Annotated in this window: 10 protein-coding genes and 1 pseudogene; 6 read left to right on the forward strand and 5 right to left on the reverse strand. The window is 72.9% G+C overall.

Annotated elements, in window-relative coordinates; translation table 11 throughout:
• The first annotated feature begins 7 nt into the window (after positions 1–7).
• Positions 8–589 (forward strand): TetR/AcrR family transcriptional regulator, encoded by a 582-nt coding sequence (locus Q0994_RS24425; RefSeq protein WP_299538336.1) that lies wholly within the window; start codon positions 8–10, stop codon positions 587–589.
• A gap of 140 nt (positions 590–729) precedes the next feature.
• Here the strand turns inward: Q0994_RS24425 and Q0994_RS24430 are convergent, their stop codons facing one another.
• From Q0994_RS24430 to Q0994_RS24440, 3 genes are all read right to left on the reverse strand, one after another.
• A complete protein-coding gene (locus Q0994_RS24430) occupies positions 730–1,566 on the reverse strand; it encodes an aldo/keto reductase (protein WP_299538338.1) in 837 nt (278 codons plus the stop codon).
• A gap of 146 nt (positions 1,567–1,712) precedes the next feature.
• On the reverse strand, positions 1,713–3,512 hold the full coding sequence (locus Q0994_RS24435; protein ID WP_299538427.1) for a long-chain fatty acid--CoA ligase: 1,800 nt from the start codon (positions 3,510–3,512) through the stop codon (positions 1,713–1,715).
• A 436-nt stretch (positions 3,513–3,948) separates the two neighbouring features.
• Positions 3,949–4,842, reverse strand: a complete 894-nt coding sequence (locus tag Q0994_RS24440; RefSeq protein ID WP_299538340.1) for a LysR substrate-binding domain-containing protein — start codon at positions 4,840–4,842, stop codon at positions 3,949–3,951.
• Positions 4,843–5,011: 169 nt separating this feature from the next.
• Here Q0994_RS24440 and Q0994_RS24445 point away from each other — a divergent pair, with 169 nt between their 5' ends.
• A complete protein-coding gene (locus Q0994_RS24445) occupies positions 5,012–6,058 on the forward strand; it encodes a bile acid:sodium symporter family protein (protein ID WP_299538429.1) in 1,047 nt (348 codons plus the stop codon).
• A gap of 192 nt (positions 6,059–6,250) precedes the next feature.
• Here the strand turns inward: Q0994_RS24445 and fdhD are convergent, their stop codons facing one another.
• Together fdhD and Q0994_RS24455 are read right to left on the reverse strand one after the other, a co-directional pair.
• A complete protein-coding gene (gene fdhD, locus Q0994_RS24450) occupies positions 6,251–7,099 on the reverse strand; it encodes a formate dehydrogenase accessory sulfurtransferase FdhD (RefSeq protein ID WP_299538342.1) in 849 nt (282 codons plus the stop codon).
• Positions 7,100–7,104: 5 nt separating this feature from the next.
• A pseudogene (locus Q0994_RS24455) lies at positions 7,105–7,269 on the reverse strand (Fe-S-binding domain-containing protein); the annotation flags it as partial.
• Positions 7,270–7,430: 161 nt separating this feature from the next.
• Between Q0994_RS24455 and Q0994_RS24460 the strand changes: the two are divergent.
• From Q0994_RS24460 to Q0994_RS24475, 4 genes are all read left to right on the forward strand, one after another.
• Positions 7,431–8,381 carry a beta-ketoacyl-ACP synthase III gene (locus Q0994_RS24460; RefSeq protein WP_299538344.1) on the forward strand — a complete coding sequence of 317 codons (951 nt, stop codon included), beginning with the start codon at positions 7,431–7,433 and terminating at the stop codon, positions 8,379–8,381.
• 297 nt (positions 8,382–8,678) lie between these two features.
• Complete coding sequence (locus tag Q0994_RS24465; RefSeq protein WP_299538346.1) at positions 8,679–9,860, forward strand: ROK family transcriptional regulator; 1,182 nt, start codon at positions 8,679–8,681, stop codon at positions 9,858–9,860.
• Positions 9,861–10,318: 458 nt separating this feature from the next.
• Positions 10,319–11,842 carry a sugar ABC transporter ATP-binding protein gene (locus Q0994_RS24470; protein ID WP_299538348.1) on the forward strand — a complete coding sequence of 508 codons (1,524 nt, stop codon included), beginning with the start codon at positions 10,319–10,321 and terminating at the stop codon, positions 11,840–11,842.
• Entirely contained in the window at positions 11,839–12,888 is a 1,050-nt protein-coding gene (locus tag Q0994_RS24475) for an ABC transporter permease (RefSeq protein ID WP_299538350.1), read from the forward strand. Before Q0994_RS24470 ends, Q0994_RS24475 begins: the two co-directional genes overlap by 4 nt.
• Positions 12,889–12,898: the final 10 nt, after the last annotated feature.

The raw sequence follows: 12,898 nt of genomic DNA on the forward strand, positions 1-12,898 counted from the left end.
TCCTTCTGTGACGACCCCACCGCTGCGCAAGGACGCCGTCCGCAACTGGGAGCGGATCGTCGCCGTCGCCCGGGACCTGGTCGACCAGGGCACCGCACTACAGCTCAACGACGTCGCACGCCGGGCCGGCCTCGGAGTCGCCACGGTCTACCGGAACTTCGCCACCCCCGAGGCCCTGCTGGAGACCGTCGCCGCTCCCTGCCTGGAGGGCCTGGCCGCACAGGGCGAGCGGGCCTTGGCGGACCCCGACCCCTGGCGGGCGCTGACCGGCTTCCTCACCCATGTCCTCGAAGCGCAGCTCCACGACGCGGCGCTGCCTCCCGTCGCCGCCGCGCCCGAGGACACCCTGCCGCGTACCACGGCACTCAAAGCGTCACTGACATCGGTCGGCACCACACTCCTCGGCCGGGCCCGTGACGCCGGAGTCGTCCGTCCCGGTCTCGCCGCCGCCGACCTGGTCCCCCTGATGTGCGGCATCGCCCACGCGGTGAACGTCCACGGCGGCACCCCCGGCCACCGGACCGAGACCGGCCACCGCTACCTCGCCACCCTGCTCGAAGGCGTACGTCCCCCGACGCCGCACGCCTGAACCCCGCGTGCGGCCGCGCCGTCAACGGGACGACGAGGCCGCACGCGGTTCGTCCGTCCGCCCGCCCCGTACGGCGACGGCTCCCCGCCGCCGGAGCGGTGGGGAGCCGTGAGGAGGGCCGTGAGGGGTGCCGGGCGGGGTCAGCCGCCGACGTTGAACTCGGCCGGGTTCGGGCCGGTGCGCTTGCCCTCGTCCAGGGCGGCGAACGCCTTGAGGTCGTCGGCGTCCAGCTCGAAGTCGAAGACGTCGATGTTCTCCTTGATCCGCGACGGGGTCACGGACTTGGGGATGACGACGTTCCCCGTCTGCAGGTGCCAGCGCAGTACCGCCTGGGCGGGCGTGCGGCCGTGCTTCTGCGCGACGGCGACGACGGTCGGGACCTCCAGGAGGCCCTTGCCCGAGCCCAGCGGCGACCACGCCTCGGTGGCGATGCCGTGCTCGGCGTGGAAGGCGCGCGACTCGGCCTGCTGGAGCTGCGGGTGCAGCTCGATCTGGTTGAGCGCCGGGACCACGGAGGTCTCGCCGATCAGCCGCTCCAGGTGCTCCGGCAGGAAGTTCGACACGCCGATGGCCTTGGCGCGGCCGTCCGCGTAGATCTTCTCGAACGCCTTGTACGAGTCGACGTACGTGCCCTTGGCCGGCATCGGCCAGTGGATCAGGTACAGGTCGACCTGCTCGAGACCCAGCTTGTCGAGCGAGGCGTCGAAGGCGCGCAGCGTCGCGTCGTACCCCTGGTCGGCGTTCCAGAGCTTCGTGGTGACGAAGAGTTCGTCGCGCGCGACGCCGGAGGCGGCGATCGCCTTGCCCGTGCCGGCCTCGTTCCCGTAGATCGCGGCGGTGTCGATGGACCGGTACCCGGCCTCGATCGCGGTGGCGACCGCCTTCTCCGCCTCGTCGTCCGGCACCTGCCAGACGCCGAAACCGAGCTGCGGCATGTCGAGGCCGTTGTTGAGGGTGAGAGAGGGGACCTGGCTCACGAGCTGTCGATCCTTACGTCGGGGGGTTGGTACTCGGGATACCAACGATCGGGACCGGAGATCCATTCCCGCAACCGCCGGTTCCACCCTCCCGTCACACCAACGGCTCCCGCCGCCCGACCGTCGCGCCGCCGACGGGGAGGGCCTCAGCCGTAGAGGGCGTCCACCTCGACCGCGTACGCCGACTCGATCGCCTTCCGCTTCAGCTTCAGCGAGGGGGTCAGCAGTCCGCGTTCCTCGGTGAAGCGGTGGGCCAGGATGCGGAAGGTCCGGATGGACTCGGCCTGCGAGACCGCCGTGTTGGCCGCCACGACCGCCCGCCGGACCTCCATCTCCAGATCGGGGTCGCGCACCAGCTCGACCGGCTTCAGCTGGGGCCTGCCCTGCATGGTCAGCCAGTGCTCGACGGCCTCCTGGTCGAGCGTCACCAGCGCGGCGATGTAGGGGCGGTCGTTGCCGACGACGATGCACTGGGCGACCAGCGGGTGGGCCCGGACGCGCTCCTCCAGGCCGGCCGGCGACACGCTCTTGCCGCTGGAGGTCACCAGGATCTCCTTCTTGCGGCCGGTGATCGTCAGATAGCCGTCCTCGTCGAGCGATCCGATGTCGCCGGTGGCCAGCCATCCGTCCCGTACGGTGGCGGCGGTCGCCTGCGGGTCGCCGAGGTATCCGGCGAAGACGTTCGGGCCGTGCACCCACACCTCGCCGTCCTCCGCTATGTGCACGGTGGTACCGGGGACCGGCTGGCCGACCGAGCCGTAGCGGATGCGGTCCGGGGGGTTGCCCGTGGTGGCGGCGCTGGTCTCGGTGAGGCCGTACCCCTCGAAGATGTCGACCCCGCTGCCGCCGAAGAACAGGCCGAGCCGTCGCTCCATCGCGGACCCGCCGGACATGGCGTACCGGATCCGGCCGCCCATGGCGTCGCGCAGCTTCTTGTAGACCAGCTTGTCGAAGACCTGGTGCTGGAGCCGCAGCCCGGCCGACGGGCCGGGCCCGTTGTCGAAGGCGCGTTCCTCCACCGCCTCCGCGTACCGGACGGCGATCTCCACCGCCTTGTCGAACGCGGCGAGTCTGCCCTCGGCCTCGGCCTTGCGCCGGGCGCCGTGGAAGAGCTTCTCGAAGATGTACGGGACGGCGAGGATGAACGTCGGCCGGAACGTCACCAGGTCGGGCATGAGGGCGTTCGCCGAGAGGCTCGGCTGGTGGCCCACCTTCACCCGGTTGCGGAGCGCGGCGACCTCCACCATGCGGCCGAACACGTGCGCCAGCGGGAGGAAGAGCAGGGTGGAGGGTTCGTCGCCGGGCTTCGAGCGGAAGATCGGCTCCCACCGTCTCGCCATGGTGTCGCCCTCGAACATCAGGTTGGCGTGGGTGATCAGGCAGCCCTTCGGCGGACCGGTGGTGCCCGAGGTGTACACGACGGTCGCCACCGAGTCGGGCGTCACCGCGCGCCGGTGCCGGTGCACCACCTCGTCGTCGATCCGGGTGCCCGCCTCCGTCAGCTCCTCGACCGCGCCCGCGTCGAGCTGCCACAGCCGGTGCAGCCGGGGCAGCCGGTCGATCACCGAGGCGACCGTCATGGCGTGGTCCTCGTGTTCCACCAGCACGGCGGAGACCTCGGCGTCGTGCAGCATCCAGAGCACCTGCTCGGCCGAGGACGTGGGGTACACCGGCACCGACTGGGCCCCCAGCGACCAGAGCGCGAAGTCGAACAGCGTCCACTCGTAGCGGGTACGGGACATCAGCGCGACCCGGTCGCCGAACCGCACCCCGTGCGCGATCAGCCCTTTGGCGAGGGCCAGCACCTCGTCCCGGAAGGCGGTCGTGGTGACGTCGTGCCACCGGCCGTCCTCGTCCTTGCGCGCGAACGAGGCCCGGTGCGGGTCCTCCTGGGCGTGCTCGAACACGGCGTCGGCAAGACCCCCGGCCTGGGGCGCGGCCGCGATGGGTGGGACGGTGAACTCGCGCAATGACCTGCTCCTTACGGCGCTCCGCACAGCGCCGCGACGCTACCCCAACGGACGCCCTCGCGGGAGGGGAACGGATGGCCGGAAACCCCTCCATCCGTACAGGTCAAGCGGGTAAATCCGGCCAGAAGGGCAAGGCTCGGGCACGCATCCGACCTCGGAGTAAGCGCATCGGGTGGAAATCTCCACCGAATCTGTGCAGATCGTGCCGTCGACGGGCCGCTCGCATACGCCGTGCGTCGGCGCGACGCGTCCGGGAATGGCCTTTTCTCGCCGTGGCGACGTGGTCACGGACGGGGCGGAGGGGGCCGCGGGGGCGGACCGCCGCAGCCCTTTCCGCCCCCCGGACCTGCTTCCGGACCCGCCCACGGGCCCGCTCCCGGACCCGCCCGCGGCCTCTCGCCCTCCGGGGCCCTCACCCCGTTCCGCCGCGCCCCGTGAACCCCCGGTGCAGCCGGTCGCCGCCCGCCAGGATCGCCGCCGCCAGGGCGTCCGCGGCGGGCTGCGAGGAGGTGCGGCGGCGGTCGTGCAGCAGGACGAAGTCGACGTCCCCCAGCTCCGGCAGCCCGGCCCGCGCCGGGGCGGGCAGCGCCGTCAGCCCCGGCGGTACCAGCCCCCGGGTGTGCGCCATCACGCCCAGCCCGGCCCGCGCCGCCGCGACCAGTCCGCTCAGGCTGGTGCTGGTGCAGGCGACCCGCCAGGACCGGCCGTGCTCCTCCAGCACCTCCAGGGCCCGCGCGCGGGTGATGCCGGGGCGGGGGAAGAGGATCAGCGGAACCGGGCGGTCCGGGTCGATCCGCAGCCGGGGCGCGCCGATCCATACGAGTGCGTCCCGCCAGACCAGTTCGCCGTGGGTGTCGTCGGTCCGCCGCTTGGCGAGCACCAGGTCCAGCCGCCCCGCCGCCAGCTGCCGGTGCAGCGTCCCGGACAGCTCCACGGTCAGCTCCAGCTCGACCTCGGGGTGGTCGGTGCGGAACGCCTCCAGGATCTCCGGCAGCCGGGTCAGCACGAAGTCCTCGGAGGCGCCGAAGCGGAGCCGGCCGCTCAGCCGGGTCCCGCTGAAGAAGGCGGTGGCCCGCTCGTGCGCCCCGAGAATCGTCCGGGCGAAGCCGAGCATCGCCTCGCCGTCCTCGGTGAGCGCCACCCGGTGGGTGTCCCGGGCGAAGAGCTGCCGGCCGGTCGCCGCCTCCAGCCGCCGCACGTGCTGGCTCACCGTGGACTGCCGCACCCCGAGGCGCCTCGCCGCCTGGGTGAAGCTCAGCGTCTGGGCGACGGCCAGGAACGTGCGGAGCTGCGCGGGGTCGTACATGGGCCGAGGTTATCGTGATCCGTGATGACAGTGAGTGTGGTGTACGGGATTCCCGATCGACGCGATCACGAGCAAGATGGGCAAGGCACGCACCGTCCCGGCGGACGACGGCACGGACCCGACCGGTTCCGCGGCCCCGCACGAGACCCCCGAGAGAACCGTGGAGCCCATGAACCGCCGCGCCACCCGCCTCCTGTCCCGGCTGCCGGTCGACGGCTACGTCCTGGCCCTGCTCGGGACGGTCGGCGTCGCGGCCCTGCTGCCCGCGTCGGGAGCCGGGGCCACGGTGGCCGACGGCGCCTCCACCGGGGCCGTCGCCTTCCTCTTCTTCCTCTACGGCGCCCGGCTCTCGACCGCCGAGGCACTGGACGGGCTGCGCCACTGGCGCCTCCACCTCACGGTGCTGGCCTGCACCTTCGTGGTCTTCCCGCTGCTCGGGCTGGCGAGCGGAGGGCTCGTCCCGTACGTGCTGACCCCGCAGCTCCAGGCCGGGTTCCTCTTCCTCTGCCTGGTCCCGTCCACGATCCAGTCCTCGATCGCCTTCACCTCGATCGCGCGCGGCAACGTCCCGGCGGCGATCTGCGCGGGTTCCTTCTCCAGCATCGCGGGGATCTTCCTCACGCCGCTTCTGGCGGCCCTGCTGCTCGGCGGCTCCGGCGCCGGGTTCTCCGCGGACTCACTGCTGAAGATCGCCTTCCAGCTCCTCGTCCCGTTCCTCGCGGGACAGCTGCTGCGCCGGTGGCTCGCGCCGTTCCTCGTCCGGCACAAGAAGGTACTCGGCCGCGTCGACCGGGGCTCGATCCTGCTCGTCGTCTACGCCGCCTTCAGTGAGGGCATGGTCGCCGGGGTCTGGCACCAGGTCACCCCGCTCCGGCTGGGCGCCCTGCTCGCCGCGGAGGCGGTGCTGCTGGCCCTGATGCTCACGCTGAGCTGGTACGGCGCCAAGCGGCTCGGGTTCGGCCGGGCGGACCGGATCGCGATCCAGTTCGCCGGCTCCAAGAAGAGCCTGGCGGCCGGTCTGCCGATGGCCACGGTCCTGTTCGGCGCGCACGCGAGCCTCGCCGTGCTGCCGCTCATGCTCTTCCACCAGATGCAGCTCATGGTCTGCGCGGTCCTCGCCAAGCGGCGTTCGCGCGACCCGGAGGAGCCGCCGACCGGGGCGGGAGCCGAAGCGGGGGCGGGCGCGCCGGAGCGGCGGGCCGTGTCCGTGGGCTGACCCGGCCGCGCCCCGGCCGCCCGGCCGGAACGAGGTCCGTCACGGACCGCACACGCCCGGCCCGCGCGACGAAGGCGGGCGCGAGGAAGGCCGGGCTTGCGACGGAGGCCGGACGCGACGGAGGCCGGAAGGGTCCGGCCGGCGCAGGGGGTGCTCCCCGCCGGGCTCCTGATCCGTGCAGCGGGCGGCGCCTCAGCTTCCCGGGACCGGGTCCTCCAGGGCGATGCGGTGCTCTCCCGCGTACACGTTCATGGACGGACCCCGCAGGAAGCCGACGAGGGTCAGTCCGGTCTCGGCCGCCAGGTCGACGGCGAGGGAGGAGGGCGCGGAGACCGCGGCCAGCATCGGAATGCCCGCCATCACCGCCTTCTGCGCCAGTTCGAACGAGGCCCGGCCCGACACCAGCAGGATCGACCGCGACAGCGGCAGCCGGTGGTCGGTCAGGGCGCGCCCCACCAGCTTGTCGACCGCGTTGTGCCGGCCCACGTCCTCCCGCACGTCGACCAGCTCGCCCTCCTCGGAGAAGAGGGCCGCCGCGTGCAGGCCGCCCGTCCGGTCGAAGACCCGCTGCGCCGCCCGCAGCTTGTCGGGCAGCGCCGACAGCAGCTCCGGTGCGACCCGCAGCGCGGGGGAGTCCGCCACCGGGTGGCGGGTGGTCGTCCGCACCGCGTCGAGACTGGCCTTGCCGCACAGGCCGCACGACGAGGTGGTGTAGACGTTGCGTTCGAGAGTGATGTCGGGGACGACGACGCCCGGCGCCAGCTTCACGTCCACCACGTTGTACGTGTTCACGCCGTCCGCCGTCGCCCCGGCGCAGTACACGATCGACTGGACCTCGTCGCCGGACCCCAGGACGCCCTCGCTCACCAGGAACCCGGCCGCGAGCGCGAAGTCGTCGCCGGGGGTGCGCATGGTGATGGCGAGCGGCTTGCCGTCGAGACGGATCTCCAGCGGCTCCTCGGCGACCAGGGTGTCCGCGCGGGCGGAGACCGCCCCGTCCCTGATCCTGATGGTGCGCCGACGCTCCGTGACCCGTCCCATATGGCTCAGACCCGATTCTGTACGTGTTGGAAGCCGAAGCGGCCCTTGATGCAGAGGTTGCCGTGGTTCACCGGGTTGTCGTGCGGCGAGGTGACCTCGACCCTCTCATTGTCCTGCACATGGAGGGTGACGTTGCATCCGACTCCGCGGTAGGCGCACTCCGTCCGGGCGCACGCGTCCCGTGCTGCAGGAGACGCACGCCGACGGGGGCGCCTGTTGTCAATGCTCCAACCAGCGGCACGGTTCTCTGTCGGATCACATGCCGTCGTACCCGTCGGTAGCGACCAAGACTGGATCGTTCCTGCCTTAACCCGACGAGGGGACCCCGTACATGACCGGCTCACGCATCGTGGCGCTCGGCCACTACCAGCCCGCCCAGGTGCTGACCAACGACGATCTCGCGGCGATGGTCGACACCAGCGACGAGTGGATCACCAGCCGCGTCGGCATCAAGACCCGTCATGTCGGCGGCCCCGGGGAGCCGGTGGACGAGATGGCGGCGCACGCCGCGGCCAAGGCGCTGGCCGCCGCGGGACTCCAGGCCGGCGACATCGACCTGGTCCTGGTCGCCACCTCGACCGCGATCGACCGCTCGCCCAGCATGTCCGCGCGGGTCGCGGCACGGCTCGGCATGGGGTCACCCGCGGTGATGGACATCAACGTCGTCTGCTCCGGCTTCACCCACGCGCTGGCCACTGCGGACCACGCGATCCGGGCCGGTGCGGCGACCCGTGCCCTGGTGATCGGCGCCGACAAGATGGCCGACATCGCGGACTGGACCGACCGCACCACCTGCGTGCTGCTGGGCGACGGTGCCGGGGCCGCCGTGGTCGTCGCCGAGCCGGAGGGGACCACGGCCCCCGGCATCGGGCCGGTGCTCTGGGGTTCCGTGCCGGAGATGGGCAACGCGGTGCGCATCGAGGGGACCCCGCCGCGCTTCGCGCAGGAGGGGCAGTCGGTCTACCGCTGGGCCACCACCACCCTGCCGCCGATCGCGCGCCAGGTGTGCGAGAAGGCGGGCGTCGCCCCGGAGGAGCTCGGGGCGGTGGTGCTGCACCAGGCCAATCTCCGGATCATCGAACCCGTCGCCCGCAAGATCGGCGCGGTCAACGCCGTCGTCGCCCGGGACGTGGTGGATTCGGGCAACACCTCGGCCGCCTCGATCCCGATGGCGCTCTCCAAGCTGGTCGAGCGCGGAGAGGTGGACAGCGGCGCCCTCGCCCTGCTCTTCGGCTTCGGCGGGAACCTCTCGTACGCCGGCCAGGTGGTCCGCTGCCCCTGAACAGGCCGCCCGGCCGCCCGAAGGCGGAGAAGACGGGCGTCGCGGCCCGCGGAGGGGCTGCCTTCGGGCGTCCGCACGGCGCCGGGCCCGGCTCCCGTGGTGCCCGAGGCGCGCGCAAGGTTCCCGGGCGCGCGGGTCGTTGGCATTTCCCCGCACCGGACTCCTCTTTGTCCTTGAAGTGGAAAAAGAGGAGGCGGATTCCTGCGCAACTTCTTCCCCCTCCGGCAAAGCGCTGCTACGTTCCCCAACGAAGCCCGACGGACAGGCCGATGTGGCGGGGAGGGACGCGTGAGACGTATGACGGCACGACCCGCGAATGCGCATCAGGCCCGGCTGCTCACGCTGTTGCGCGACGGAGGCCCGCATTCGCGGGCGCAGTTGGGGGACCTGGTCGATCTCTCCCGCTCGAAGCTCGCGGTGGAGGTCGACCGGCTGCTGGAGACCGGACTCGTGGTGGCCGACGGCCTCGCCGCCTCGCGCGGCGGACGGCGGTCCCACAACATCAGGCTCGCCCCCGAACTCCGTTTCCTGGGCGTGGACATCGGCGCCACCTCGATCGACGTGGCCGTCACCAACGCGGAACTGGAGGTGCTGGGACACCTCAACCATCCGATGGACGTGCGTGAGGGACCGGTCGCCGTCTTCGAGCAGGTGCTCGCGATGGCGGCCAAGCTCCGCGCCTCCGGGCTCGCCGAGGGGTTCGACGGGGCGGGCATCGGCGTGCCCGGTCCGGTCCGCTTCCCCGAGGGCGTGCCGGTCGCCCCGCCGATCATGCCCGGCTGGGACGGCTTCCCGGTCCGCGAGGCGCTCAGCCAGGACCTCGGCTGCCCGGTCATGGTCGACAACGACGTGAACCTGATGGCCATGGGGGAGCAGCACGCGGGCGTCGCCCGTTCCGCGGGCGACTTCCTCTGCGTCAAGATCGGCACGGGCGTCGGCTGCGGGATCGTGGTCGGCGGCCAGGTCTACCGGGGCGCCACCGGCAGCGCCGGCGACATCGGGCACATCCAGGTGGAGCCGGACGGACGCCCCTGCGCCTGCGGCAACCGGGGCTGTCTGGAGGCCCACTTCAGCGGCGCCACCCTCGCCCAGGACGCCAAGGCGGCCGCGCGGGCCGGGGACTCCGCCGAACTCGCCGACCGGCTGGCGGCGTCCGGGCGGCTCACCGCCGTGGACGTGGCCGCGGCCGCGGTGGCGGGGGACACCGTGGCGCTCGACCTGATCCGCGAGGGCGGGGCCCGCGTCGGCCAGGTCATCGCGGGGCTCGTCAGCTTCTTCAACCCCGGCCTGGTGGTGATCGGCGGAGGCGTGACCGGACTCGGGCACACCCTGCTGGCCAGCGTGCGGACCCAGGTCTACCGCAAGTCCCTGCCGCTGGCCACCGGCAATCTGCCGATCGTGCTGGGCGAGCTGGGCCCCGTCGCCGGGGTCATCGGCGCCGCCCGCCTCATCAGCGACCACCTGTTCTCCCCGGCCTGAGCCGGGGCGCGGCGGGCCACACCGCCCGCCGCACACGTCACACCCGCACCACCCGTACGACCAGCGCCACGCGTGCCACCTGCACCACTAGTTCCACCGTCCCACCAGCGTCACCCGCCCCACCCGTCCGGCCCGCACCGCCCGCGAGACACGTACCACCGCGAGACACGTAGACCGTCGTCCACCGCACCGTCGTCCACCGCACAGCGCGTCCGCACCACCGGCGGCCGGCCCGTCGCCGCACCCGCCGCACCCGAGCCGCCAGCACCCGAGCCGCCCGCACCCGCAAGGCCCGTACGCACCGGGCCCGTTCCCGTGATCCGTACCGCCCCCGCCCCACCCCGCACCGCCCTGCGTCGACACACCGCGCGGCGGCGGCTCCGGCCGCCCCGCACCGGGGAACGGCACCGCCGCCCCGCGCATCCGCCCACCGGCCGCACCCGTCGAGGGGATCCGTCGTGGAACCCGAACCACCGCTGCTCACCATGTCCGGCATCACCAAGTCCTTCCCCGGCGTACGCGCCCTGGACGGCGTGGACCTGGAGGTCCGGGCCGGCGAGGTGCACTGCCTGCTCGGCCAGAACGGCGCGGGCAAGTCCACCCTCATCAAGGTGCTCGCCGGAGCCCACCAGCCCGACGGCGGGCAGATCACCTGGCGCGGCGAACCCGTGGCGCTGAAATCGCCCATCGCCGCCATGCGCCTGGGCATCGCCACCATCTACCAGGAACTCGACCTGGTGGCCGGGCTGTCCGTCGCCGAGAACGTCTTCCTCGGCCGCGAGCACACCACCGCCCGGTTCGTCGTCCGCCCCGGCGCCGGCCGCTCGGCCGCCGCCGCACTGCTGCGCCGGCTCGGCCACCCGGAGATCGACCCGGCCCGCGAGGTCGGCGAACTCTCCGCCGCCCAGCAGCAGATCGTCTCGATGGCCCGCGCCCTCTCGCACGACGCACGGCTGATCGTGATGGACGAGCCGTCGGCCGCGCTCGACCCCGACGAGGTCGACAACCTCTTCCGGGTGGTGGCCGCGCTCACCGCGGACGGCGTCGCCGTCGTCTACATCTCGCACCGCCTGGAGGAGATCCGCCGGATCGGCGACCGGGTCACGGTGCTCAAGGACGGCCGGGCCGTCGCCGTCGGGCTGCCCGCCAAGTCGACCCCGACCAAGGACGTGGTGGCGATGATGACCGGCCGCAACGTCGAGTACGTCTTCCCGCCCCGGCCGGACACCCCGTCCGTACGGCGGGACGCGCCCGTCCTGACCGTCCGGGGGCTCTCCCGGCCGGGCGAGTTCGACCCGCTCGACCTGGAACTGCGGCCCGGCGAGATCGTCGGCCTCGCCGGTCTCGTCGGCTCCGGCCGCTCCGAGATCCTGGAGACGATCTACGGCGCGCGGACGCCCGGCACCGGCACCGTGGCCGTCGGCGGCCGGGAACTGCGCACCGGCAGCGTGCGCGCGGCGGTCGCCGCCGGCATCGGCCTCGCGCCCGAGGAACGCAAGGCGCAGGCGCTGCTGATGACGGAGTCGGTGACCCGCAACGTCTCCGTCTCCAGCCTCTCCCGCTTCTCCCGGGCCGGCTGGCTGGACCGCTCCGGCGAACGCGCCGCGGCCCGCGCCGCCACCCGCGAGCTGTCGATGCGCCCCGACGACCCGGACACCGCGGTCCGCACGCTGTCCGGCGGCAACCAGCAGAAGGCCGTCCTCGCCCGCTGGCTGCTGCGCGGCTGCCGGGTCCTGCTGCTCGACGAGCCGACCCGCGGCGTCGACGTGGGCGCCCGCGCCGAGCTCTACGCCGTGATCCGGCGGCTCGCCGACGACGGCCTCGCCGTCCTCCTCGTCTCCAGCGAGGTGCCCGAGGTGCTGGGGCTCGCCGACCGCGTGCTGGTGCTGCGCGAGGGCCGCGTCGTGCACCGCGCCGACGCGGCGGACCTCGACGAACACCGCGTACTCGACCTCGTGATGGAAGGGAGCCCGACGTCATGACCCAGCCCCTCTCGCCGGCGCAGCACGACGGGCCGGACCCGGCGACCGCGCCCGGACCGGTCCCCGCCCGGCCCCGGAAGAACGGCGACGGCCGCCGCGCCGCACTCCGCCTCGACGTGCGCACCCTGTCGCTGCTCGGCGTCCTCGCCGCCCTCGTCCTGGTGGGCGGGATCACCGAACCCGACGCCTTCCTGGACACCGGCAACCTCCAACTGATCCTGACCCAGGCGTCGGTGATCGGCGTGGTGACCGTCGGCGCCACCTTCGTCATCACCAGCGGCGGCATCGACCTGTCGGTCGGCGCGATGGTGGCCCTGGCGTCCGTGTGGGCGACCACCCTCGCCACCCAGGAGTACGGCCTGTGGGGCATGCTCTTCACCGCCGTCGTCGTCGGACTGGGCGCCGGCCTCGTCAACGGGGTGCTGATCGCCTACGGCGGCATGGTGCCGTTCATCGCGACCCTCGCCATGATGGTGTCGGCGCGCGGCCTGGCCCTCCAGCTCACCGACGGCAAGACCCAGATCGTGACCGTGGACTCCGTGCTCGACCTCGGGCTGCCCGACTCCTACGTCCTGGGCGTCCCGCCGCTGGTCATCATGTTCGCCGTGGTCACGGTGGTGGGCTGGCTCGTCTTCAACCGCACCACCTTCGGCCGCCGCACGGTCGCCGTCGGAGGCAACGCGGAGGCGGCGCGACTGGCCGGCATCGACGTCCGCAGGCAGCGGCTGTACCTGTACCTGCTCTCCGGGGCCTGCTGCGGCATCGCCGCCTTCATGCTGGTCGTCCTGTCCGGCTCGGGGCAGAACACCAACGGCAACCTCTACGAGCTCGACGCCATCGCCGCCGCGATCATCGGCGGCACGCTCCTCAGCGGCGGGCGCGGCACGATCATCGGCTCCGTCCTCGGTGTCCTCGTCTTCACCATCATCACCAACATCTTCGCGCTGAACAACCTGCAGAGCGACGTCCAGCAGATCGCCAAGGGCGCGATCATCGTCGCCGCCGTGCTGGTCCAGCGCCGCACCCTCCGCAACGGCGAGACCTGAGCCGCGGAGC

The sequence above is a fragment of the uncultured Streptomyces sp. genome (genome assembly GCF_947488945.1).
In the GTDB taxonomy this organism is placed as follows: Bacteria; Actinomycetota; Actinomycetes; order Streptomycetales; family Streptomycetaceae; genus Streptomyces.

What these genes read in the sequence shown, in the direction of transcription:
- Q0994_RS24440 (WP_299538340.1), bottom strand. Translation starts at nt 4,842, where the DNA reads ATGTACGACCCCGCGCAGCTCCGCACGTTCCTGGCCGTCGCCCAGACG.
- Q0994_RS24445 (WP_299538429.1), top strand. Translation starts at nt 5,012, where the DNA reads ATGAACCGCCGCGCCACCCGCCTCCTGTCCCGGCTGCCGGTCGACGGC.
- fdhD (WP_299538342.1), bottom strand. Translation starts at nt 7,099, where the DNA reads ATGGGACGGGTCACGGAGCGTCGGCGCACCATCAGGATCAGGGACGGG.
- Q0994_RS24460 (WP_299538344.1), top strand. Translation starts at nt 7,431, where the DNA reads ATGACCGGCTCACGCATCGTGGCGCTCGGCCACTACCAGCCCGCCCAG.
- Q0994_RS24465 (WP_299538346.1), top strand. Translation starts at nt 8,679, where the DNA reads ATGACGGCACGACCCGCGAATGCGCATCAGGCCCGGCTGCTCACGCTG.
- Q0994_RS24475 (WP_299538350.1), top strand. Translation starts at nt 11,839, where the DNA reads ATGACCCAGCCCCTCTCGCCGGCGCAGCACGACGGGCCGGACCCGGCG.